Below are 25,858 nucleotides of genomic sequence, written 5' to 3'. Positions count from 1 at the left end.
ATACATTTAATTGTAGCTAAACCCAAGGCTATGACCATCAGGTGAGATTTCATCTACTTTCTGCAATTAAATAAATTTATTGCTTCTATATTTTATCATATTTGTATTTTTGTGTAGTGATAACAAAAGAAATTAATATATTTTTTTAACTGGTATTAAGTATTAAAATTTATAATATCTTAATTTTCCGAAAAAGCATATATCTAAATTACAAAAATATAAAAAATTTATTATATTTTTCTCTTATTTCTGACTTTCTTTTGCGACTTTATCTAACTTTCTAAATCAATGACTAATTCCACTTTTTGATATATAAATATTGTGATGTTCTTCTAGGGTATTTTTTATATCAGTTAATGAAATCCATGGATTTTCCATTCTTATTCTATATGCAATAAGTTGATTTTCATTAAAAAGGTTCATTAAATTATTATTATATATATAGCAAATATTATCGAATTGTTTTTTTGCACTATCTGTAACTTTCTTTAAATTTGAAAAATCAATATTATTCAGCCGATTTGAAAAATTTTCCATATCACGATTTATCTTAATGTTTTGTAAAGAAAATCAAGATTTTTTAGCACTTATTGCAGATAAAAAATCAAGTAAATTATCAAGTTTTTTAGTATAAGCAATAAATTTTGAATTTCTTTCTAGTACGTTAAATTCAAATTCGTATTTATTAAGTTTATCAATTATGGTTTTTATATGTTCTGAATAATTTGTCTTTAATTCTAGGTGATATGAAGTAGAGTTTTTATCTGAAATACTTCCTCCACCAACAAAAACACCAGCAAAAAAGAAAGTGGGTTGCTGGTTCATTTCATTTTCAAAATTTATTTGAAAATCTTTTTTGTTAATTTTTATTTTACTTTGTTTAGGGGTAAATTTCAAACCTTTTTTTTCAAATTTTTTAACAAGTTTTTCAAAAATATATTCATTTCTTATATTTAAAACAAATTCGGTTTCGGACATAATCGCATTAGAAAAAATAAATCCATTTAAAAAAGCAACAAATTCATTATCTCTTTTAATTAGATTTATTATTTCCTTTTTTACTTCGCGTGAAAAAGAGTTTTTTATCTTTTTGTGTTCCATTATTAAATTTTACAAAATTAAATTGATTTTTTTGAACTTAAAAACTTAAATTCTTAGAATCTCCATGGTGAAAGTTATAAACAGTAAATTCGTGTTTATATGTCGTTAATACTTTTATATTATTTGCTAATAAAGGTAATTGATTCTTAGATAATTCAATAACTTTTTTAAATATATAAATTGAACCAATTGATGTAAAGGGATTTTGATTTAAATATAATGTTCCTAAAACAACCAAACCTAAGAAAGAACTAAATTCTAGGACAATTTTAATAAAACTATCATTTATAGAATTTATAAAATTATATTTATAGTTCGCTTGATAATATTTATAAATTTCTTGTTGCATAAATTCCTTGATAAGATGTTCTTTATTTGCAAAATAAAGAACTGGATATCTTTTCATATAGTAGGATAATTTATTTATAAGTTGCTTAAAAGCGACATTGTTCTCTTTTGAATTTTTTTTAAGTTTTTTAGCAAATATAAGATAGATTATCGAGCAAAAACTTAAAACTACCAAGAGTAAGACTAAAGCAATTCAGTTTGTAATAGCAAAAAATATTATGATAGCTAAATAAGTAAATAAAATAGAAATCGATTGTGATAAAGGGATAAAAGTATGAATATCAATAGTTTTTGATTGATCGATTATTTCTTTAAAAATATCTTGTACACAGTAAGTTTGTTTTACTTCGATACTTGCATCTTTAAATTGTGAGAAAAGGTTGCTGGTAATTGATTTTGATATATATAAAACAAACTTATTGTTTATTTTTTGATAGTAATGTTTACCGATTAAAGAAATAAAATAAGCTAAGCATACAACAGATAATAAAATAACAAAATTCAATATCTTATGATTTTTAATTACTTCAAATCTTTTTAATAAAGCATCAATTGCATATCCTTCTAAAAAAGTAATAGCAATAGCGAATAAAGAGATGAATATAGATAAAAGAGTAAAAAATATAAATATTAATTTAATATCCTTAAATACTTTCTTCATATTCCTCCGTTTGATTATCAAGATTTAAAATAAAATCATAGTGATTTAGATTTTTGATACTACCAGTTGAATGGATAACGATAATATTTTTTGTTTTAAGATAACTAAAAATCTTATTTAAATAATTCATTTCAACATTTGAAAAAGCATCATCTAAGATAATAATAGAATTATCTTCACAAAGTCCTCTAGCAAGGTGTATTCGCTGTTTTTGACTACGATTTAGCGATTGCTCTGATATTTGCATATCAATATCTAAGTTTTTTAGTTCTACAATATCTAAAACTACTTTAACCTTATTTACCTGATTTTCTTCTCATAGTGTAATGTTATTATAAAGACTATCATCAAAAAGCTTATAATGGGAAGTTATATAACTAATACTTTTAAGAAATTGAGCTGTATTTATATTATTTATATTTTTATCATCAAAACTTATTTGTCCATTATATGTATTTATTTGTTTTAAAAGTATGTTGATAAATGAGTTTCTAGTATTTTTGTCATTTGCTATTATTGCATAGGATTTACCTTTGATAAATTCATAATTTATATTATTTAAGATTGTGTGATTATTATTTTGATAAGTTAAGTTGTTAATACTTATAGAACCGAAAGTAATTTTAGAAAAATCGTGATGTACATCTTTAAATTCAAAATTAAATTTTTTATAAAAACTTTTATATTCATTTAATTTTGAATTTAATTTAATTAAATTATGAATATTTGATGAAAAAGCGATAAAGAAACTCGGTAGTACAAAAATAATAGCAACTGGTTGATGTTGGTTGGCTATAAAAAAACCTGTAATAAAAACTAAAAAGAGTCCTATAAGAAAAGTAAATGCATTGTTAATTGTCTCAATAATATTAATTTTAGAATGATCTTTATCTATTCTTATAATTCACTTTTTCAAAATTTCATCTATATACTTAATGATATGACTATCATCTCCTAAATAGTAAAACAGTCTAAATCCGTTAAAAGTTGTTTGTAGAGAGTTTAAAAATCTTGTTTCTTTTTGGTTATTTGTATGCTTATGTTTATTAATTATTAGATTTAAAAAGGAAGGGAAAATAAGTAGTAATATAAGTGCACCTATACCAATTAGAGCAAGTTCATAACTTAAGATAATTAATACTAATAATGTTCCAATATTTACTATAAATGATGTTGCTGCATCTAATGAAGTTTTTAAAACAATACTTCGAAATTCTGGGATTTTATGTTTAATTCAATTGATATTTTCTTGTGATTTTGAACTTGAAAGCTCTATATTTGGCACACTAAAGATTTTGTCTACAATATTATTCGTTACTAATTTTGAAATATCGTTATCTAACTTATTTCTAAGAAAAACATTGATAATACTACTTATTAAAAATATAGAAATTAATGATATATCTGCATATAAATCTGTATAAAATTGTTGGTTTTGTTCTTGTAGTAGACTTATTAGTTCTGTAGTAAAATATACCAATAAAAAGGTAGATGTAGTTGAAAAGAAAGTAAATAGTAAGATAAGAATTATTAACAATTTCCTAGATAATATTTTTGCCATCAAATCCTTTCATATATATTAAATAATCATATCTTATTATTAGATTTTTATAAAAATAGTATTAAAAAAGAGCAAAATATTGAAATAATTAATATTCAGAAGCATACAGATTAACGAAAGCAAAATTAAAGAATTTGATAAAATAAATATAAGGAGAAAAATGCAATCATTTAATAAGAAAATTATTTGAGATTTATTTGGTGGTGGTTGCAATTCTGTATCAAGAGCAATAAAAGAATATAATTTAGATCAATATTACAAAGTTTATACTTTCGATGTTGTTAAAACACATAAAGAAAGTTTTCGTGGTCAAACTGACTATAATTTCCAAACTTATATAGATATCGATTTAAGTTCTGGTTCAATAATCAGTGATTTTAATAAATTAATTAAAGAAAACACTATACAAAAACCTGACATTATTCTTAGTTCAACATTGTGTCAGTCTTTTAGTAAGGTTTTATCAATGGTTGGAGGAGGAACTTGTTTTTGAAAACAAGAAATAAAAGGTGACAAAAATTCCAAACTTATCGAAAGAAGTTTGGAAGAATTTGAAAACCTTAAATCTGGTTTTACTAAAAGACTTAACGGACCAAAACAACTTTTTATAAAGAGATTAGGTGAAAAATGCGCAGTCAATTCCGTGAATTTGATAAAAACTTTTAAACCAAAATATTGATATATAGAAAATCCTGATAGTTCGATGTTATTTCAATTTTTAAGAGTAAATTTGGGATTGAATGGTTATGAAAATGTTGCATGCTATGGTGCATATGATTTTCCACAAAATAAATCTGGATGCTTTTATTCAAATATAAAAATAGAATTAAAAAAAGATCGCAGACCTAGAACATATGAAACTCAATGAGAAGAAGTGTCCAAAGAATATTATGATAAATGAATTGAAAATGTTGAATATAAGAAAAATTACCTTAATGGGTCAGGTGATTTTAGACATGTTAAAAAAGTTCTTGATGAATTTGGATGCTATAAATATTATCGTAGGTGATATGTTGATATAGGTTATAAAATTGGGGATAAAGGACACTCATCACTAAAGAAAACTTCAATGACATTAGGAAAATTAACTAAACAAAAATATGCATTAAAAACTATTGGTGATTTTAATACAAAGCAAATAGGGGAAGCAAATGAAACATCACACATTCCTGCTGGTGTAATTTATCAAATCTTAAAGAATTTTAATTAATCTATTTTGTGTACTTTTATTCAAGCTTCTTCAATTTTTTGTTCTTGTTCTTTGTTTAATTTAATATCCATTAGTCTTGCAAAGGTATAAATATCTTCTTTGAAACCAAAATCAAATATGACAAATTCACCATATGTGCTTTTGTAATAATCTATAAAATTTCAATAATTTTTCTGTAATATTTTTCAAAAACCTACCAATATAACAATTGTTTGAATTCTTATATCTTGACCGAATAATTCTGATAAGTTATTATAAAAGTGATGATGATATCCAAAATTAGATTCTAATTTCTCTCAGTCAGAACCATTTATTTGTTTGAATTTACTTTCTAAAAATAAATATTGTGGTCGGTTTTTGAATTTAATTTTAAATGTATTAGGACAATTTATAACAAAATCAGGAGACATATAGTTGTTTGGTTCTAATCCGCTTTTAACACTGTGAAATTTATTTCCAGGTGTTAGTTGCAGAGTTTGTATATTTAGGATATTTAAAATGTTCTTTAGAAAGTTTTCACCTTCTTTTTTACCTTCTACTGCTCTGGTTCCTTGTGATCAACCAGTAAATTTTTTCATTCCTTGCTTCATAACTACTTATTTGAAAAATTATATGCTTTTTGCAAAAAAAACAAAAAGCAAGTTCATTGAACTTACTTTTTAGAAACCAAAACCTCCACCTAATCCTCCCAATCCTCCTCCGTTTTTAAGTGATTTTGCCATTTCTGTCATACGTTTTACCATTGCTTCGTAGTCAGAAATAAGTTTGTTAAATTCTTGAGGAGAGCGACCGCTACCTTTTAATACACGTTCTTTCCGTGAAACTTGTTTTAAAAGTTTTGGATTTTGACGCTCTCTTTTTGTCATAGAAGATATCAAAATTTGATAAACATACATCTTTTCTTCTGCTTTTTCTATTTGACTTTCATCTACTTTGGATGCAAGGTTTCCGGGGAGCATTTTTAATATTTTAGAAAATTTACCGAGGTTTTTTACCTGGTTAATTTGCTCAAGAAGATCATCTAAACCAAAATCACCTGTAATCATTTTATGAAACATTTTAGTTGCTTTATCTTCATCAATTACATCTTGGGCTTTTTCGATTAAAGACATAACATCACCCATACCTAAAATTCTATCAGCCATACGTTCAGGATAGAACAAGTCTAAATTAGATGTTTTTTCACCAGTTCCGATAAAACGAATCGGTAGGTTTAAGATATATCTTAAACTTAATGCTGCACCACCACGAGCATCAGAATCAAGTTTAGTAATTATAGTCCCAGTAAGTTTTAATGCCTCATTAAAGGTTTTTGCAACATTAATAACATCTTGTCCACTTAAAGCATCTGTTACAAAGAATATTTCATCTGGATTTGCAATCTTTTTTAATCTTTTTAATTCATCCATTAATTTTTCATCAATTGATAAACGACCTGCGGTATCGATGATGATTAAATCATTTTGATTTTCTTTTGCTACTGCCATTGCTGTGGAAACAATATTATCTACACTGTTATTTATACCTTCTTCATAAAAATCTACTTGAATACCTTTTGCTAATGTCACAAGTTGTTCAACAGCAGCAGGACGATAAATATCGGCAGCTATAACTAATGGTTTAGTCACCATTTTCTTCTTACGGAATCAGTAAGCGAGTTTTGCTGTTGCAGTTGTTTTACCAGATCCTTGCAAACCACACATCATTATTATATAAGGTCGCTTGCTAATTTGAATTTCTTTTACTTTTGAACCAAGTATTTCAACAAGTTCATTATGCAATATTTTGATGAAGTGTTGCGATGGGTTAAGTTTACCGACAATTTTTTCTTCTAAAGCTTTTTCTTTAACCTTAGAAATAAATTCTTTGACTACTTGCAAGTTAACATCAGCTTCTAAAAGTGCCATTTTGATGTCGCGCATGATTACCAAAATATCTTCTTCGTTTAAGGTAACTTTTTTTTGCACTTTTTCAAGTGCCTTTTGCATTCTTTTTTCTAAAAATCCTAACATAATTCAATTATACATTAAGACAATATTTTCGTGTGACTTTTTTAAATTTGGTATAATTTGAAAATGTTACATTTAACAGTCAAATATACAGAGAGGATTGATAAATATATAGCAAATAATTCTAATATTTCTCGAAATGATATAAAAGAATTGATTGCACAAAAAGTAGTTTGAGTAGATGGAATTTTAGTAAATAAACCTAAATTTGTTGTTTCAGTTGGGCAAAACATAGAAATACAGAAAGTTTTAGATAAAGAAATTCATGTTCAACCTGAAAAAATGGATTTAAATATAATATATGATGATGAATATATATCTGTAATAAATAAACCTTGTGGACTTGTGGTGCATCCATCACCTGGACATACTAGTGGAACACTGGTAAACGGACTTTTATATCACTTTAAAAACAATTTATCTAATGAAAATGGATTATTGCGTCCAGGGATAGTGCATCGAATTGATAAGGATACTAGTGGTTTATTAATAATTGCTAAAAATAATTTAGTACATCAGTTGCTATCGGAAAAGTTTGCAAAACATCAAATAAATCGTAAATATTTAGCAATATGCGATGGGATAATAGAAGATAAAAAGTTACTTTTAAACCTACCAATAGGTCGTTCGAACATCGATAGACAAAAGATGGCTATTACAAATATAAATTCCAAACCTGCTATAACTCATATTACAATGATTAAGAGTTTTTATATTGATTATTTACCTAAAACATTAGTTAAATGCGAATTAGAAACAGGCAGAACTCACCAAATCAGGGTTCATTTAAAACATATAGGAAATCCTGTTTATGGGGATCCTTTGTATGGTAAATCAGTTGATGATAAGGGTCAAAGACTGCATGCATATAAATTAGAATTTGAGCATCCGATAACCAAAAAATATCTAGAATTTTATAGCAAACCAGACTCAAAATTTGATGTAGCTAATTTAGATTTTGATGAATTTATTAAAATATATGAAGCAAAGAAAGGACAAAATGAAGAAGTATTATAACGAACAATTTGCTGATACACAGAGTCTTTGAGATAAATACAAAAACTATTTTAATATTTGAGTTTTTAGTTTTATCGGACTTTTATCTGTATTAACTGCTTTATATTTAGCACAAATTATATTTGTAGGTCTTAATTATAATTCTTATGTAGATTTATATCAAACAATTAATAAAACTGTTGAACCAAATGAACAAACAAAAGATATTCAAGGCGCTGCTGTTTATACATACAAACAAGACATTACAACTACATTTTTTTCGTTAGTGTTTTCTGCTTCTACTATTATATTTTTTGTAATGTCAGTTCAAAGGTCAACAAAAGAAAAAAATTATGGTTATTTATCTAATGGAGCATTGTTATTTAATTGATTAATTAGTTTATATAACATAATAACATTAGCAATTTTTTTATTTACTCCAAGTAATTACAAGGGTTTACAAGGAAATCAGATTATATTATTTAAATTCATTGTATCAATAATTATTTTATTTATTTATGTGTTATTGTTTGTTTTGGTTCAAAGAGAAGTAAGTCGAATAAGAAAAACATTTATTATTATCTTACAAACTAAGGCATTAAAAGAATTTATGCAAAATGTAAGTCAAAACCAAAATAATAATCCCTTTGTTTCGCCTTTTGGATTTACTAATCAAAATCCACAACAAAACCAGCAAACACAGCAACCACAAGAACCGAAACCACAAGAAAGCGAAGAATATAAAAAGCTTATTAGATTGCCACTTAGCCAGCTTCATAAAATAGGAGAAAAATTAAATATTTTTGGTTATGCTGATATGGAAAAAGAAGAATTAATTCAAAAAATTATTGCTTATACAAAGAAAAATAAGACTACATAAATTTATATGTAGTTTTTTTCTTGTTTTTTATGCTTGTGTGAAAGTAAAAAAGCAAGAAAAACATAAAATTAAAAATAATTTGCTTTTTTATATTACTATACTATAATATTAATATATTACTATTAAGTAATATAAGGAGACAAATGAAAAAGTTTTTCTATTATGTATTTTTTATACATAAATTAATTTTGAAGAAAAAGAACACAATTATAGTACCCATTATATGGATTATAATTTCAATAATAAGTTCAATAGTATTTAGTCAACTAAATATAAATACAAAACAAAAAATGTTATCCTTTTATATAGTAATCTTTGTTGAATTATTAATTACAGTTTTCTTTTCAGCAATAAAAACTATTAATATATATAAAGATTTAGAAGAAGAAGGGATAGAATTACTTACTTTATCAAAATCTATTTCGAGAAAAAGCATTATATGAGCAAAAACATTTTCTAATATAGTTTTTGGACTATATTGAGCTGTTATAATTATATTCTCTAATATATTTATTCTGGCAAGTTTAAAACTATTAGTAATTATGTGATATTTAATCTTTATAAGTCTTGCTACATTCTTTCTAGCATACATTTTATTTGGAACATTCACATCTTTGATTGCTTACAAAATCAACACAAAAGTCGCTATAACACTACCTATTTTGCTTTTTAGTCCGCTAGCAATAGGTGGAAGCATAATTGCTGCCAAAAGCACTTCAACAGCAAATAATTATGCATATTATTTAAATTTACCATATCAGAATCATTTATCAGGAAATAGAGTAAATGCAGAAAAATTCTATTTAAACAATGGATATGATAAATATTACATAGTTCCTAATGGATATGAGAGTTCAGAATTCAATAAAAATCAAAAAGAATTTCTTGATAAAGCTTTTGCTACTTCAAAAGCATCTGCTAGAGATTGACAAATATATTCATATTTAATTACACCTTATCAAATGCTGGATATATTTAATATTAATAATGCTAATATTTTTAATGCATTTTCAGATGAACAAGACAGCAATTTATCCAAATACTTGTTTTATAAAAACAAGGATTCTTATATCTATAATTATATTCTTTTACCTAAATCTAATCTAAAACAATATAGTGTAACTGATAAGTTAAAAAGCACATCTGAAGTTAAAAATCCTGATTCTCAAATTATTCAACCTGCTGTTATAGTAAATAAAAATGCATTTTTGGTGCCTACAGCACTTAAAAATCAAACTATATTCAATAATTTAATTAATACCAATATTATTTATGCAAGAGATGGTGCTGATACTTTTAAGACTGAATTTCCGGAAGATAAATTTGTTTATAACTCTTCGCAAAATATTGTAGGTGAACTAAAGTGAAAATATATTAAGGAACTTTTATCAGATTTGGCATTTGATGATTATGCACAGAAATTTTATCAACAAGTGCTTAATAAAACACAAAATACACAGCAACTTGAAAGCAAGGATATCTATTTTAAATATCTTTCAGATGCATTAAATAGTGAAAATAGTCATTTATTAAGATTACAAACTCAGAGTGTTGTATTGGATCCAAGTTCTTTAAAAAACAAGTTAATAAAGAGTTTGACAGAAAAGAAAATTTATTTAGCAGTTGCATTGATTTATTATGGATATTTTTCTTATTTAGACACAAAACTTTTTGATGCAATTTTACATAATGATATTAATAATAATTATGATCCTGATACATATACAATTAATATAGATGGTTTTGACTACAATATAGGTGGATATTCTGATTATGTAGCAAAACAAGAAGTATCAGGTGATAAAAACAATTCAAAAATAATTATTCGCTATGATTTAAACAAATCTAACAATTATTTATTTACACCAGTTGAAGATGTTTATGAGCTAAGTCGAACAAATATAAAGGTAGTTGAAAAAAATATTTACTTTTTGATTTGAATTATTTTATCAGCAGCATTGGTATTAGTAAATAACAAATTATATTATCGTAAGGATTATAAATAATGAATATTCTAGAAGTTAGAAATTTAAGTAAATTTTATTCAAAAAAGAAGAATACTGGTATTTTTGATTTAAATTTTGATGTAAAAACCGGAAGTTTTCATGCTTTTATAGGAGAAAACGGAGCAGGGAAAACAACAACAATAAAAACTATTATTGGATCATATATAAATTATCAAGGAGATGTTTTAATAAATGGAATAAGCATTAAAAAACCAGATAGTAGACAAAGATTAGGATATGTTCCTGAAAACACTATATTCCCTAAAGAAATTACTACATTTGAATATTTAAAGTATTTAGGGATGTTAAATTTAAAACAAGCAACTGAAAAAGAAAAATTGTTACAAAAAATCGATCAGATGCTAGAAAACTTCGGTATTTTAGATCTAAAAAACAAAAAACCTTTTTATTTTTCATCAGGTCAAAAGAAAAAAGTTCTATTAATTCAAGCATTACTGAATGATCCAGAATTATTAATTTTAGATGAACCTGCTGCTAATTTAGACCCAACAGCACGATATCAATTATTCAAAATACTAAAAGAATTGCACCAAAACGGAACAACTATTTTTATAAGTTCGCATATATTGAGTGAAATTAAAAAATATGTAGATTCATTTACACTGATTCATCAAGGCAAAATTTTGTATTCTGGATCAAATGAAAATAATTTAGAAGAGGTTTTTTATGAAAAAGTGATTAAAAATTAGTCTAATAACATCAGCAAGTGTTTTGGGTGTAGCAGCGATATCACTTGTATCTGCTTTTGTTAGTATAAACTCTAACAAAAGCGAATTTATAAACTCGTATACAAATAAACAAGAAAGTAAAGTGGATTACAGAAATTATTTAGTAAAGCAAGTTCATCAAAATGATGATTTATTAACAATTGCTAATAGTTACTATTTTGATGAAAGCACAAGCGAGCAAGTTAAAAACGAATTTTATAATGAACAAAATTCAATAAACAATGGTTATTTATCAGATATATCATCTGCTTTAACATATGCACCTTTATTTATTTATGTAAATTCGAAAGATCGAAGTGAATTGACTGGTAAATATGCTAAAAAAGGTATAAATGTTTTAACAAAATTGTTAAATGAAAATTGGTTTTGGTATTTAAATAATATTAATAAATTCACTTTTATTTATAACCCATATGGTGAAAATTTCAAAGATGATCGTGATTATTTAAATAATCAAACAACAAATATAATGGATTTGTTGTTTGAAAAGTTAATGATTAAAAACAAAGATGATGAAGTAAAAAATACTGATTCGCTTTTGTATAAAATAAATAAATTCAAAATTAAGAAAATTTATGAACAAAGATTCATTAATTTGATACCAGATGAATACAAAGAAGCAGCATCTGAGTTAAATAAATATATAGATACAAAAATATTATTTATAGAACTTACCGATGGCTCAATTATGACTGTTTTTGTATATAAAAAACAAGTCAATAACCAACCGCAAAAGCATATTTTTATATTACCTGAAATATTAACCACAAGAGTTTTAGGGACATTCAATGAAGTTTATGATGTATTTATCCAAAGTTGAAAAGATGCATATAAAAAATCACTTGATAGTTTATTTAATTACCAAAAAAAGATAATAGATGAAGATGAAAATAAAACAGATGCACAAATAAAAAAAGAAGTTTTTGCAAAATTTACAGACCAAAATTTTGCAAAATTATTCGAAAGAGAAAATTATTCAGAAATGCTACATCGAAGCATTTATGAATACAATCTAAACCACAAATATAATTATATTTCTCGTTTTAGTCTGGGAGACAGTGATGAAAGTTAAAAAAATATTTTTAAATTCATTATTTTTAGTTCCTTTGATATCTGTTTCTTGCACCAATTATTCACAAGGCGAAAAACTAAGTGCTTTGATATCAAACGAAGAAGATATAAGTTCAAATCCTTATGACATTAAACAAAAGAAAACAGATGCTATTATTAATGATATTTTAAATGATCTGTTTAAAGGTTCAGAGGTTAAAAAACTTGAATTTATAAATAACCAAAAGCAAAGTAAAGATGAAATTGAAAAGACTTTTTTGACTATGTCACAGGAATATAATAAATTATTACAAAAATATAAAGAACAGTTAAGTAATATAGAAGATGAAATAGATGATATCGAAACAGATTTAAAGGAACTAAAATTCACACCTAAAATAAACAGTAAACAAATAATTGAAAAAGAATCACAACTCGTAAATAAAATAAAACAATTATCTGATATAAGAGTTCATTTTAGAGATTTTGCGATAAAACAAAATGAAATATTCTCCCAAAATTGATATTATTTTTTCACAAATATAAACAAATTCGATTTTGAATTTATCGAATATGTCTATGATGGACTGCAAAATGGGAAAACAGCAAGTTCAGAATACAAAAAATCAATTGATTCAAAAATTTCATATCCACCATTTAGATTTTATGACAATTATTTAGATAATAAGATTCAAGGAATTGAAAGCGTAGAATTTCGAAATAGTGTTATCTATTATATTAGTAAAGGAAAGATGGTTTTCAGAATTTTAATAGAAAATCTAGATACTGAAAATCCTAAATTATCTATGAAAGCAATGAATTGATATTTTGGTAGTTCAAAAGCAAATACCATTTCACTTCCGCTAGTTTCATCAGTTGTTCACACATTATTTATACATCAATATCCTAATGCATATCCAGAATTTGAAGATGTAATGGTGAAAAAACAAAAATATGGTGAACCTGCATTTATGTTTGGAGTTTGAAAGAATGAAAAAATGAGTTAGAAAAACTATAAGTTTAGGATTATTTATTATGCCAGTGCTTGCTGCTATTTCTTGTTCTAAGCCACAGCAAAATGAAGTTAGTTTCTTAGTAAATAATTCTGTAAATGCAGAAAATGATAAATGAGATAACTTTATAAAAAACGGCTATATCCAAGAAATTTTACACAAATTGTATGATAATAATGAAGATATTCAAAAGTATATTAAAAAGCAAAAGAGTATTAATGCACAAGAGTATTTAACTTCTTTAAAAACTTGATTAAGATACTCAAATAATTTCATTTCTTCCTATGACAAAGGTTCTTTTGACTATAAAACATTTAAGACTAAAAGAAATTTTACAACAGAAAAAGCAGAAGATGAAAAAAGGGTGTTGTTCGAAGAGAATTGATTGTTTTTGTTATTTAATTTAGATAAATTTAAATTTATGCAGTCACCAAATATCGCAACAGATGAATTTGTTAAAGCAGATGTTGTTGATGATGCAGAGACTAAACAAAAGATTTATAAAGATTATTTTATAGCAGATAATAATGAGATAATTGATTTTGTTGTGCAAAGATATAATTTTTATGAAATTGAAGAACCATTAGAACGAGAAATACCTAAAGAAAAGAAAGAAATAGTAGATGATAAGCAAGAAAATAAAGAGATTGTAGAAAAACCAAAAGAAGAAAATTATATTGAACCTAAAAAAGATGAAAAAACACAAAATCAAAGTTTGTTAGAGAAACTAAAGAACTCATTCAATGAACCAAAAACCCAAAAAACAGATGATGATGATAAAGAGAAAGATGAACAAAATGAAAATCAAAAAGATAATAATCAACTAGAGGAAGAAGAAAAAAAACAAAAAGAAGAAGAACTGAAAAAACCAGAAGACTCTAAAAAAATACAAGAATCCGATGAAAAAGATGAGGATATGGAGGGAGAAAATAGCAAAGCTTCTGATGTTGATGAAGATGACGATGAATGTGAGGATGAGGGTGAACTTAAATGCAATGATTTATCAAAAATCCCACCATCATTTTTCCCTAAGAAAAAATTATTTAGTATTGCAAATGATGTAAAAGTTTCTATAAAAAAACCAACATATCATTATGAAGAAAGAATATTTATGTTAACAAAACAAGGATATATCCTTTCTTTTGAAATAGAAACTACTGAAAAAGGTGGTAAAAAGACAATAACAAGAAAAAAATTAAGTGAATATATTTATACATATCCAAAATTGCTATTAAGTAAACAAAAATTAGAAGATTTTGATTTAAAAAAATATGTAAATAGCACAAGAATATGAGCAGATCCGAATGTTTCGCCATCACCTGCTACAAAAGTTGTTTTTGAAGAAGAATATGGTGGTAGAGAAATGAGATATACATTGATAAATACAGTGAAATAGTTTGTATTTTGTTCTTTATTGGTCCGTATTATTGAATATTTTATTATAATATTGGAGGTGAAATGGAAAACAATAAAGACATTATAACTACAACAATAAATCAAATCGAAAAGAAGTTTGGTAAAGAATCTATTATGCTTTTAGGAGATGTTCCTGAATTAGCAGTAGAAACATTCAGTAGTGGCAGCATAACACTAGATAATTTACTTGGTGGTGGTTATCCAAAAGGGCGTATCATAGAGATTTATGGACCTGAAAGTTGTGGTAAAACAACTTTATCATTACATGCAGTAGCAGAGATTCAAAGACAAGGTGGAGTTGCGGCATTTATCGATGCAGAACATTCAATAGATCCATTATTTGCTCAAAAAATAGGTGTAGATGTTAATAATTTAATACTATCGCAACCTGATAGTGGTGAGCAAGCACTAGAAATAGTCGATATTTTAGCAAAAACAGGTAATATTGATTTAATAATAGTCGATTCAGTAGCAGCATTAGTTCCAGAAGCAGAATTGAACGGAGAAATGACAGATCAACAAATTGGTGCTCAAGCCCGCTTAATGTCAAAGGCATTAAGAAAAATAACAGGAAATCTTAATAAAAATAAAACTACTATTATTTTTATTAATCAAATCCGCGAAAAAGTTGGGGTAATTTTTGGTAATCCAGAAACAACACCAGGTGGTCGTGCGTTGAAATTCTATTCAAGCATTCGTGTAGAAGTTCGTAAGGGACAACAAATTATTGAAGATAAAGAAGTTATAGGTGCTGAAATTAAATTTAAAGTTGTTAAAAACAAAATTGCACCACCATATCGTAGTGGACAAAGTGAATTTTACTTCGATAAAGGAATTGATAAAATTGGTGAAGTAATTGATATGGCGACTGAAAAAGATATACTTGATAAAAAGGGTGCTTGATATGGATATCAAGGACAAAATGTTGCTCAGGGTAAGAAAAACCTACGTGATTATTTATTAACACATTCTGATATATATGATGAAATCCTAAGTCAAGTTCAAGAATATAGTAAGCATTAGCCTTACTTATTTTTATAAACATTTATAATATATGTATTATGAGTATCAGAATCTTGTTTTTAGGTGATGTTTTTGGATTACCAGGTATTATAACTGTTGAAAAATATTTATATAAGATAAAAAAAGAACACAATATTGATTTTGTCATTGCACAAGGAGAAAATGTAACAGGACGTAAAGGTTTGTCGGTGGAAGATTATTATCGCTTAAAAAAAGCAGGAATTGATTGTTTTACAATGGGAAATCATGTTTGAGCTGATGAAAGTATATTGCAAATTATTAATAAAGCAGATATAGTGAGACCTTTTAATGTTAATTATGAATATGAGGGATTTGGATCAAAGGTTTTTAGTATAAATGGTTCAACATTAAGAGTTTCTTCTTTTATGGGAGTAAGTTTTAACGAACTGTTTAAGCCTTGACAGGAACAATATGCTAATTCATTTTTATTATCCTTTGATGAATTAACAAATAATTTCCAAAAAGCAGATTTTCATTTTATAGATTTTCATGCAGAAACAACAAGCGAAAAATATGTTTTTGGTTTGTATGTAGACGGAAAAGTTGATGCTATATGTGGGACACATACACATGTACAAACAAACGATGCACATATTTTACCAAACGGAACAGTCTATATAACTGATGCCGGAATGGTAGGTCCTATTAATTCTGCTATTGGTGTAAATCCTGCTGAAATAATGGCTAAAATAAATGATGATGGAAGTAAAAAAGAAAAATTTGTTGTAAGTTCGAACAACACCCAAATAAATGGGGTTATTATTACATTATATAAAAATGGTATGAAAGAAAAGAAAAATAAAATAGAAACATTAAACATTCAAAATATTGATATTTATAAATAAAATACTTTTAAGTTATAATAAAGACTTAAAAGTATTTTAAACAGAACGAACAATTTTCTTAGAAAAAATAAAGTAAACTGTTAATGGTATAGCAATAACAACTAATGCCCCAGCAGATTGAATGTTTAGCAAACTTCCTCCAGCAGGGACTTGTCCAATTTGTCTAAATCAGATACCGACAGTTGCATCATTTGTTCCGCTAAGTATATAATTTGGTCATAAATAATCATTTCATACAGAAACAAAACTAAAAATAATCAAGAGAATATAGGTTTCTTTCATTTCTTTTCAATAAATTAAATATATTTTCTGTCATAATGTGAGATTATCAATTTTCATTGCTTTATAATATTTTTGTTTACTCTTTTCAAAATGGATAAGTAGATTATACATAAAAAAGTAAGAGAAAAATCCATTTGTAACAAGTGATAAAGGTGTTAAACTGTTTGTGATGTTCAGTTCATTAAGCACCTTATTTAATGATAAGTATATAGCAAATTCAGGGATGAAAGATAAAATAAGTATTATAAGTAAGATAACCTTCTTAGATCTTTTTCCGAGTTTTGAAATACCTATGACAAATAGTGTGTATGTTATCAAACGAATAGATAAAAGCATCAAGGAACTACTTAGAGAAAGTCCAACTGCTTTTCAAAAACGAATATCACTAAAGAAATTGAAATTAGAAAAATCAAACTTTCTCAATCTTATAGTAAATCTTTTATTAACCACATCATCGGTAGGCATTAAGGCAGAGACGATTAAAATATAAATCGGAAATAAGATGATAATGATTAAAATGACTATTAAAATAATAATTAATGCTTCCTTAAATGCTTTTTTATACATCTTTTGCTCCTTTATACTTTATAATAAGTTGAAAAGTCTTTTTGAATACAAATAAACCTAATCAGCTTATTATAAACAGAAACAGTAAGTATAAAATTACTAGTAAACTTGCTGCATATGCTTTGTTTGTATCTACTGATAATGTTCCTGCAAAAGGTTTAATTAATGAAAAAATATAACTTGTAAGTGTATGGGCCCCAGTTGGTACGATGCGTTCTTCAGGTATGATAGCACCAGGATACATTAAAAAAGAGAAAATTAAGTTTGTATATGTAACTAAAATAAAGTATTTTCGGAATTCAACATAATATAAATATTTAAGTCGATCTCAGAATCTAAGATTATCTATTTTAATTAATTTAGCATATTTAACATTAATGCGACTAAAAATAAAACCAAAAATAATGATATTAAAGGGCATTGATCGTCAAAGTTGAAACAGCGTCATATAAAATTTAATACTTAATAAGTTATTTCCGTAAAGAAAACTCCGTTTCGAGTTAAATATACCAAAAAACAAGTTCTCTTCACCAAACAGTAAGATAAAGGCTAATCCAACTGTATAACCAGAAATAAAAAATTGTGAATAAATTAACTTTAAAAAAAAGTTTCTAGTTCTTTTTAAAGTTAAAGAACTGATTAAATAAGAAACAATTATAGATAAAAATAAAGAGATAAATGTAGGTACAAAAAACAAAAAGGTGGAATTTTTCAATCCTGTCTGAAAGTCGTTATCTTCTATAACACGACGATAATTATCTCAACCATAAGAATAATAAATTTTCTTAGTTTTTGATGGAAAATTTATAAATGATTCATGAAATAAATTCACTACGGGGTAGATATAAAAGATGATTACAAGGATTAACAAAGGTAGAATATATAATAAAGCAAGTGAAACATTAGATAATTTAGTTTTGTTGATCGATAACTTCTTCATGTTTAAAACTCATTATTTTGTTTTCTGGTATATTTACATCTACTTTATCTAAAATATTCAATGTTGAATTTGTGTTTGAAACTACATATTCTTTGTCTTGATTTTGTATTGTATATATTGTTAGATCAGCAATATTTTCCTTTTGTCTAACAATTCATTCTGAATCAGTCGATAAGGAAATTTGAATATCTTTAGGTTTTACAAAATATTTATATATATCATCCTCTTTGATTAGATTTAATCTTGGTGAGCAAAAGAAGTGCGCTACAAAGTATGATGCAGGTTCTTCTAACACTTTATCTTTTGTATCGAATTGTTCTATTCTGCCATTATTCATTACCATTATATAATCACTAAGTTTTAAAGCATCATTTTGATCGTGAGTAACTAAAATAATTGATAAATTAAATTCTTTCTTGATTTTTAAAATTCATTCAATAGTTTTTTCTTTAATCTTAACATCGAGAGCTGAAAAGGGTTCATCCATAAGCATCAAAGTAGACTTTTTAATTATCGCTTTAGCAATTAATACACGCTGCTTTTGACCACCTGAGATATTTTGTGCTTTTTGCTTTAAAATTTGCTTTATTTCTACTTTATCAGCAATAAAATCTAGGTCTTTTTTGAAAAACTGCTTAAGTTTTGATTCTTTTTGTAAAACTTTAAATGCATTTTGGTTTTTAAACATATATTTAAAAAACAAAAAATGTCATATTGTATAGAATAATCATCTTTCTTTCTTTTCGTTTTTTGTTTCTTTATACTTATTAATAAGTTTTTGTAAAAAAGGTGATAAATAATATTTAGCATCAAAATTTTGTAAGAATTCTAACCTTTTTTCATGTCTTCAAACAAATGAGTTTTTTGCGCTTAGATAAATATTATGAAAAACACTTATTTCCTCATAAAGAAAGTTTTCTTGCAAAATATAACCTATTTGAGCAGTCTGCATATTGTTAAAAAGAGTGATTTCAGCACTTTTTGGTGTTTCAATTTTAGATAACAAATTTAATAAGGTAGTTTTGCCTGCTCCTGATGGCCCAACTATCGATATTATTTTATTTTCAGGAATATATAATTCTGGGATATTTAAAATTTCTTTTTTTTGTTTTACAAAAACAAGATTTTTTACACTTGCTATACCATTCATAAATAAATTTTACCAAATATACAAAAACAAAAATAAATATGACAATAACTATGAGTTTTTTATCATATTTAAAATGATTTGATATGCTTGTTCTCCTGTTATTATTTTTGGATTCTTTTTCAATGTAGAATCAAGAAGTAAAGAGCGAATTTTTTCGACAATAGCAGATGTTGTTTGGTCGATAGGAACTCAAAAAATATCTTCGCTTTTACTGTTTTCAAAGTTTTTTAATCCTTTGAAAGTTGTATCAGCTGCATATAAATAATTGCTTTCTGTGCTTAATTTATCAATTTGTTTTTGGATTTCATCGGAATTATTTGAATTAGTTTTAAGTTGATTTTTAAGTAACTTTAATTTATTAGTTAAAATAGTTTGTCTTTGAACATATCAATCTGATGCAGATTCAATTTGACTTTTTTGTGGGATTATATAACCAGTTTTTTGTGCTAATAAATCAGTAACCTTAATGTATTCACCATTATAATTTACATTTCCTTGATAAAGTCATTTTAAAAATAATAAAGTTGCATTATCTTGTTTTCCTCCATTATCAATTGAAATTGGGATTAAATTTGATCCACCTTCGATGTATGTGGAAAAAGCATCATTTGCTCTGTTTTTAGTAAGTTGCTCCTGTAAATAAATATCATCTCTTTGAGCTCATTTTTTATATTTTTCTTTATCATCTTTGCTTAAATAAAAAAATCTGGAAATTGGACTATCCATAGATTGCTCATAACCTACATTAGCTACAAAAGAAAAAATCGCTTTATAATCACGCAATGCTCATGAACCTCATTCATCCATTTGGTTTTCAAATTTTATATCTTGAAAAACTGCATTATTTAAATACTCATTATGATTTAGAGCGACAAATTCATTAAATGTATCTATAAATGCCTTTTTTATGTTAGCATCTTCAAGATTGTATTTCACCTTTGAAAAGTCATATTTATCATTAGTTTTTTGAAGTTGCCAAATTCGCTTGCCCTGTAGTTTGTTATTTAAAACTTTTAAAAATGCATCATCTCTTTCATCGATTGTGAAAATCGCTAAATCATCAATTTGATCGCTTGTTTCAACCTTTGATTTATCAAATTCTAATATACTTTTAAGCTTACGAGCAAGATCAAAAAGTGATTCTATCCCGTTAAATGTAGCATCATTAATTATATAACCTTTTAAATTGGTATCGTCTTTGATTTTTAAGTAGTTGATTAATGAATTACTTGGTATTTGGTTACCTAAATCCTTGTGCTGCAAAGCATATTGATATATTTTTGAATTTTCATCAATAGTTGCTCCAGCTTGTTTTAAAAATTCAAATGCTTTATTTAACAAATCGATATTTATAGAAAAACCATCTATATCAGTAACATCAAAAGGAAGATTATAAATACGAGTATTATTAATTTTTTCGCCAGCTAAATTAGTGTGAGTTGTAACAAGTTTGCTTGGAAAATAACTAACTGGTAACACACTTGAAACATCCAAAAGTTTATTATATGAATTAATTAAAAATGCACCTGCTTGGTTACCTAAAAAAATGTTTGCTAGCTTGCTATCATCGTTTTTGATATATTCTGCATTTTGAGCTGCTAATTTTAATTCTGAATTAGTTTTGGTGTCATTGCTAGTTAGTAGTTGCACAGGAAGAAAATTAGGTTGGTCTTTCATTTGTTGATTATACAAAGGGATAATTTCCTTTAGTCCCATAATCAAAGGAAAATAATCACCTTGTGATGTAGCAAAAAGAATTTTACTTTCTCTTTGTTTTTGTGCATTTGAACAACTAATAGCAACTGCTGATGTTGCTAATGATGCGATTGATAAAAATCTCAGTAACTTTTTCATTATAACTCCTTATGGATTATTGCTATATTATAATGCAAAATCATAAATAAAAGAATTAGCAAAATAAAATTGCACATAGTGCAATCTTATTACTGATTTTTTGAAATAATTTGTAGAACTTCATCTAAAACTTGCTGTCCTGTTTTAAAAGATGGATTTTTGTTTAATGTTGAATTTATTAATGATTCCTTAATTACAGCATCGATTTTTGAGGTAGTTTCATTACCTGGTAAATCAAATAATTTTGCTACATCTGTATCGACAAATTCTTTTAAAGATGTGAACGACAATGCTCCTGAATGAAGGTGATGTGTCTCTGTTTTTAGTTCTTCAGTTTGATCATCTAAGGTTTTATTAGGTTGATTTTTGAGTTTTGCTTCATTAGCATCAATTTCATCCTTTAAGGTTTTTTCAGCATTTTCATAAAAACTGATTCCACGTTCTAAATCCTTATTTAAAGGTATAACATAAGCAGCTAATTGTGTCATTAAGTCACGGACATTAATTTCCTTATTATTTCAAGTAGTTTTTCCATTGTAAAGTCAATTAATAAACATAGTAGTTGCTTTATCTTCATCGCCACCATTATCAATTGAAATAGGGACTAATGATGATCCACCCTCGATATAGGTTGCAAAATCATCGTCTGCCTTATTTTTTAAAACTTGTTGTTGTAAATAAACATCATCGCTTGTGGTTCACTTTGCTAACACATCAGCAGTTGGTTTATTAAAATATCTAATAGTCTTTGAATTAAATGTGTATTCATATGAAACAGAAGCAAAGATGCTGAAAATTACCTGATATTGACGCATATGTGAAGAACTTGATTCGCTTTTTCCTTCAAATTTAACATCTCTAAATAAAACATCATTAACATTTTTGTCATTTGATGCTTGTACAATAGTTAATTTGTTTTTAACAAATTCGTTAAAAACATCGATAAAATCAGCTTGCATCTTCTTATTTGTTGCTAAATTAAAAGTAATTTTACTTTGATCATATTGACCATTTGTGGAGTTTAGTTGTCAAAGTTTTTTACCTTTAAGTCTATTATTTAGCACTTTATAAAATTCATCTAATGTGTAATCGATTGAAAAGACTTGTAAAGGGATAATAGGTTTGTTGAATTTAGCAACCTTATCATTATCTATTTCAACTGAATCATAAAACTTGTGTGCTAGTTCAAAAAGCGATTCAACCCCTTGGAAAGTTTTAGAATTTATAGCGTAACCTTTTAATGAATCTGGTTTTATTTTTAAGAAATTTATTACTGATTCATCAGGGATGTGATTTCCTTTATCTTTATATTCATTTAAGGTATCAAAAAGTTTTCCATTTCGGTCGATATTTGCTCCTGCTTGTCGCATTAAGTCTAACATCTTATTCATTAAGTCAATGTTTAATATAAATCCGTTGGTATCTGAGACATCAAAAGGTAAGTTAAATAATTTGCTACCTAGTTTTTCTCCAACAACACTAGTATGATTTTCAAGTATTTTCTTAGGAAATAAAGAAATTGGAAGTTCTTTTGATGTATCAAGAAGTTTTTGATATTTATTGATAATATATGCAGTGGTTTTGCTACCTAAAAGCAAGTTAGCAAGTCTGGAATCGTTACTTTTAATATAATTTTCAGTTTGTGTAGCTAAACCAAATTCGCCATCTGCTTTTGTTATTTCCTTTGTTTGTAACTCTACAGGTAAAAACCCAGGTTGGTCTTTCATTTCTTTGTTATACAGAGGAATCATCTTTTCTAATGCATACATTAAAGGTCAAGAATTAGGTTGTGCAGTGGCAAAAACAATTTTCTTATCTTTTGCAGCATTGTTTGTTAGATATTCAGTTTGTTTTGTTTTACTTTGTGAGCAACTTGCTGCAAGAGCTACTGAAGCAAGGGAAATAATAGAAAAGAGTTTAGTATATTTTTTCATTTGTGTCCTTTTTATTAATACTAGTTAAAAGTTAAAATTTAAAATCATGTATACACATGATTTCGTATTATTAGTTTTCTTTACTGATTAAATCTAAAACATGGTTTAACACATCTGTTCCGTTTGCTTTAGTTGCATTTTTATCAAGGGTTGAATTAAGCAATTGTGTAGCGATGTATGCATTAATCTTTGTTGTTTTAGGATTACTTGGTAAGCTAAATAAATCTTCATTACCATCGTTAAATTCTTTTAATGAAGTGAATGATAATGCAGCTGAGTGTGTATAGTTAGCTTGTGATTTTAATGCTTCAGTTGCTTTTTGTAGGTTGGTTTTTTCTTCACCATCTGATAAAGTTTTTAGTTTTGTTTCATTTGCAGCAATTTGTGTATCTAAATCTGATTCCACATTGTTGTAAAAACTTACTCCACGAGTTAAATCTGTGTTTAATGGAATGATGTATGCAGAAAGTTCAGACATTAAATCACGAACATTAACCTCTTTATTATTTCATGTGGTTTTACCGTTATACAATCAGTTTAAAAACATCTTTGTAGCAGCATCTTCTTTACTACCAACAGCAACAGGGATTAAACTAGAACCACCTTCAAAATAGGTAGCATTAGTATCATCTGCTTTGTTTTTAGTAATTTGTTGTTGTAAGAAAACATCATCACGAGTTGTTCATTTCTTTGGAGCATCAGGGTTTTTAGCAGCAAAGAAATTGCGAGATGTTTGCGAATTAACTGATTGCTCAAGACCGACAGAAGCAACTATAGCAAAAATGGTTTGATATTGTCTCATATGTCATGATGCTCATTCATTTGAGTTATTTTCGAATTTTACATCTCTAAATAAGATAGGTTTAGACACATCTTTATCACCTACCTTGGTTTGAACTTGTATTGAATGGTTATCTACAAATTTGTTAAATACTTCAACAAATTTGTCTTTCATTGCTTGATCACTTGGTAAGTTGTATTTGATTTTAGACAAGTCAAATTGATTATTTGTTGTAGGTTCAAGTTCTCAAAGTTTTTTATAATTTAAATCATTATTGATAAGTTTGTAAAACTCATCTTGTTGGTAGTCAATTGAAAAAGCTTGTAATGGAATAAGTTCGGTTGTTGCTGTAGCAACTTTAGCAGTATCAACTTCGACTGCTGAATAGAATTTTCTTGCAAATTCAAATAAACTTTCAACACCTTCAAAAGTTTTTTGATTAACTATATATCCTGTTAGTGATCCAGGTTTTGCTTTTAAGTAGTTAATTACTGATTCAGCAGGGATGTTATTTCCTTTGTCTTTGTTTGCAGTAAGTTTTTCAAAAACTTTACCTTCACTCACAACAGTAGCACCGGCTGTTTTCATTAGTTCTAATGCTTTGTTTAATAAGTCGATGTTAATACTAAATCCATTAGTATCAGAAACATCAAAAGGAAGGTTATAAATTTTTCCACCTGATGTATCTTCACCAACTAAGTTGTTGTGATTCTTTAAGATTTTAGTTGGAAACAAATTGTTAGGTAAAGTATCAGAAACATCTAAAATCTTACCATATGAATTAATTTGATATGCAGTGGTTTTGTTACCTAAGAGTAAGTTAGCAAGTTTTGCATCATTAGTTCTGATATAATTTTCAGCTTGTGTTCCAAGTTCATATTCACTTTTTGCTTTAGTTTCATCAGCTGTCTCTAAAACAACAGGTAAATATCCTGCTTGATCTTTCATTGTTTGATTATATAAAGGCACAAGTTGCTTAAGAGCAATCATTAAAGGGTATACCTTTCCTTGTGCAGTTGCTAGACGAACAGTATTATCAGAAGCAGCTTTGTCGGTTGGATATTGAGCTGTTTCTGTGCCTGTTCCTGGTGTTTTCTTTTGCTGCGAAGTTCCACAACTAGCAGCAATTAGTGTAGTTAAGCTTGAAGTACCAAAAAGTACTGAAAGAAGCTTATACTTTCTTGTCATTGAATCTCCTTTTATATTATTTTTAATGTTTGCTAATATTTTACTACTTTTTCACACAAATTCATTTATATAATATAAAATAAATATAAAATATGTAAGAGAAGAATAATTATTCTTTCGATAAATTACAAATTAAAAATCAAAAAAAAATAAAAAAATAATTTTGCTTTTTTATTTTACTGCTATAATATCTAAGCGACTTTTAAAAAAAGTTCAAAAAAGTTCTTTGAAAACTAGATATAAAACATGACAGTCAATTTTTTCGAGAGTTTG

21 protein-coding genes are annotated in these 25,858 nt (G+C 26.4%); 10 read left to right on the top strand and 11 right to left on the bottom strand.

Going from position 1 to position 25,858, the window contains the following annotated elements:
• Positions 1–243: 243 nt before the first annotated feature.
• From whiA to ACXYRR_RS02780, 3 genes are read right to left on the bottom strand one after another with little or no spacing between them, the layout of a single operon-like run.
• Complete coding sequence (whiA, locus tag ACXYRR_RS02790; RefSeq protein ID WP_458597729.1) at positions 244–1,101, bottom strand: DNA-binding protein WhiA; 858 nt, start codon at positions 1,099–1,101, stop codon at positions 244–246.
• Between the two features lie 37 nt (positions 1,102–1,138).
• Entirely contained in the window at positions 1,139–2,110 is a 972-nt protein-coding gene (locus ACXYRR_RS02785) for an ABC transporter transmembrane domain-containing protein (RefSeq protein WP_458597727.1), read from the bottom strand.
• Entirely contained in the window at positions 2,094–3,671 is a 1,578-nt protein-coding gene (locus ACXYRR_RS02780; RefSeq protein ID WP_458597725.1) for an ATP-binding cassette domain-containing protein, read from the bottom strand. Before ACXYRR_RS02780 ends, ACXYRR_RS02785 begins: the two co-directional genes overlap by 17 nt.
• A 160-nt stretch (positions 3,672–3,831) precedes the next feature.
• Here ACXYRR_RS02780 and ACXYRR_RS02775 point away from each other — a divergent pair, with 160 nt between their 5' ends.
• A complete protein-coding gene (locus ACXYRR_RS02775) occupies positions 3,832–4,881 on the top strand; it encodes a hypothetical protein (RefSeq protein WP_458597723.1) in 1,050 nt (349 codons plus the stop codon).
• On the opposite strand, the gene ACXYRR_RS02770 is transcribed toward ACXYRR_RS02775, so the two are convergent.
• Both ACXYRR_RS02770 and ffh read right to left on the bottom strand, forming a co-directional pair.
• Positions 4,878–5,459 (bottom strand): hypothetical protein, encoded by a 582-nt coding sequence (locus ACXYRR_RS02770; protein ID WP_458597721.1) that lies wholly within the window; start codon positions 5,457–5,459, stop codon positions 4,878–4,880. The two genes, ACXYRR_RS02775 and ACXYRR_RS02770, sit on opposite strands and share 4 nt — an antisense overlap.
• Before the next feature lie 81 nt (positions 5,460–5,540).
• Positions 5,541–6,893, bottom strand: coding sequence for a signal recognition particle protein (gene ffh, locus ACXYRR_RS02765; protein ID WP_458597719.1), 1,353 nt, complete (start codon positions 6,891–6,893; stop codon positions 5,541–5,543).
• A 63-nt stretch (positions 6,894–6,956) separates the two neighbouring features.
• Between ffh and ACXYRR_RS02760 the strand changes: the two genes are divergently transcribed.
• The 9 genes from ACXYRR_RS02760 to ACXYRR_RS02720 all read left to right on the top strand — a co-directional run bounded on the left by ACXYRR_RS02760 (position 6,957) and on the right by ACXYRR_RS02720 (position 16,889).
• Positions 6,957–7,907, top strand: a complete 951-nt coding sequence (locus ACXYRR_RS02760; protein WP_458597717.1) for an RluA family pseudouridine synthase — start codon at positions 6,957–6,959, stop codon at positions 7,905–7,907.
• Complete coding sequence (locus ACXYRR_RS02755; protein ID WP_458597715.1) at positions 7,891–8,766, top strand: hypothetical protein; 876 nt, start codon at positions 7,891–7,893, stop codon at positions 8,764–8,766. Before ACXYRR_RS02760 ends, ACXYRR_RS02755 begins: the two co-directional genes overlap by 17 nt.
• A 290-nt stretch (positions 8,767–9,056) precedes the next feature.
• Positions 9,057–10,772 (top strand): ABC-2 transporter permease, encoded by a 1,716-nt coding sequence (locus ACXYRR_RS02750; RefSeq protein ID WP_458597713.1) that lies wholly within the window; start codon positions 9,057–9,059, stop codon positions 10,770–10,772.
• Positions 10,772–11,482: an ABC transporter ATP-binding protein gene (locus ACXYRR_RS02745; protein ID WP_458597711.1), complete on the top strand. Its 711-nt coding sequence runs from the start codon at positions 10,772–10,774 to the stop codon at positions 11,480–11,482. The genes ACXYRR_RS02750 and ACXYRR_RS02745 overlap by 1 nt, the downstream gene beginning before the upstream one ends.
• Positions 11,460–12,593 (top strand): aromatic motif membrane protein, encoded by a 1,134-nt coding sequence (locus ACXYRR_RS02740; protein ID WP_458597709.1) that lies wholly within the window; start codon positions 11,460–11,462, stop codon positions 12,591–12,593. Before ACXYRR_RS02745 ends, ACXYRR_RS02740 begins: the two co-directional genes overlap by 23 nt.
• Positions 12,583–13,578, top strand: a complete 996-nt coding sequence (locus ACXYRR_RS02735; protein WP_458597707.1) for an aromatic motif membrane protein — start codon at positions 12,583–12,585, stop codon at positions 13,576–13,578. The genes ACXYRR_RS02740 and ACXYRR_RS02735 overlap by 11 nt, the downstream gene beginning before the upstream one ends.
• Positions 13,562–14,980, top strand: a complete 1,419-nt coding sequence (locus ACXYRR_RS02730) for an aromatic motif membrane protein (protein ID WP_458597705.1) — start codon at positions 13,562–13,564, stop codon at positions 14,978–14,980. The genes ACXYRR_RS02735 and ACXYRR_RS02730 overlap by 17 nt, the downstream gene beginning before the upstream one ends.
• Before the next feature lie 62 nt (positions 14,981–15,042).
• Entirely contained in the window at positions 15,043–16,023 is a 981-nt protein-coding gene (gene recA, locus ACXYRR_RS02725; protein ID WP_458597703.1) for a recombinase RecA, read from the top strand.
• 38 nt (positions 16,024–16,061) lie between these two features.
• On the top strand, positions 16,062–16,889 hold the full coding sequence (locus ACXYRR_RS02720) for a TIGR00282 family metallophosphoesterase (RefSeq protein WP_458597701.1): 828 nt from the start codon (positions 16,062–16,064) through the stop codon (positions 16,887–16,889).
• Positions 16,890–16,925: 36 nt separating this feature from the next.
• Here ACXYRR_RS02720 and ACXYRR_RS02715 read toward each other — a convergent pair whose 3' ends face one another.
• The 6 genes from ACXYRR_RS02715 to ACXYRR_RS02690 form a co-directional block, all read right to left on the bottom strand.
• Positions 16,926–17,738 (bottom strand): ABC transporter permease subunit, encoded by an 813-nt coding sequence (locus tag ACXYRR_RS02715; RefSeq protein ID WP_458597699.1) that lies wholly within the window; start codon positions 17,736–17,738, stop codon positions 16,926–16,928.
• Complete coding sequence (locus ACXYRR_RS02710) at positions 17,731–18,678, bottom strand: hypothetical protein (RefSeq protein ID WP_458597697.1); 948 nt, start codon at positions 18,676–18,678, stop codon at positions 17,731–17,733. The genes ACXYRR_RS02715 and ACXYRR_RS02710 overlap by 8 nt, the downstream gene beginning before the upstream one ends.
• Positions 18,650–19,828, bottom strand: a complete 1,179-nt coding sequence (locus ACXYRR_RS02705) for an ATP-binding cassette domain-containing protein (protein WP_458597695.1) — start codon at positions 19,826–19,828, stop codon at positions 18,650–18,652. The genes ACXYRR_RS02710 and ACXYRR_RS02705 overlap by 29 nt, the downstream gene beginning before the upstream one ends.
• Before the next feature lie 48 nt (positions 19,829–19,876).
• Entirely contained in the window at positions 19,877–21,682 is a 1,806-nt protein-coding gene (locus ACXYRR_RS02700) for a P68 family surface lipoprotein (RefSeq protein ID WP_458597693.1), read from the bottom strand.
• Positions 21,683–21,771: 89 nt separating this feature from the next.
• Complete coding sequence (locus ACXYRR_RS02695) at positions 21,772–23,616, bottom strand: P68 family surface lipoprotein (protein WP_458597691.1); 1,845 nt, start codon at positions 23,614–23,616, stop codon at positions 21,772–21,774.
• Positions 23,617–23,686: 70 nt separating this feature from the next.
• Entirely contained in the window at positions 23,687–25,585 is a 1,899-nt protein-coding gene (locus ACXYRR_RS02690; protein ID WP_458597689.1) for a P68 family surface lipoprotein, read from the bottom strand.
• Between the last annotated feature and the right edge of the window lie 273 nt (positions 25,586–25,858).

It is taken from the genome of Mycoplasma sp. 246B, assembly GCF_054353935.1.
This window is presented reverse-complemented; position numbering and strand designations above follow the sequence as displayed.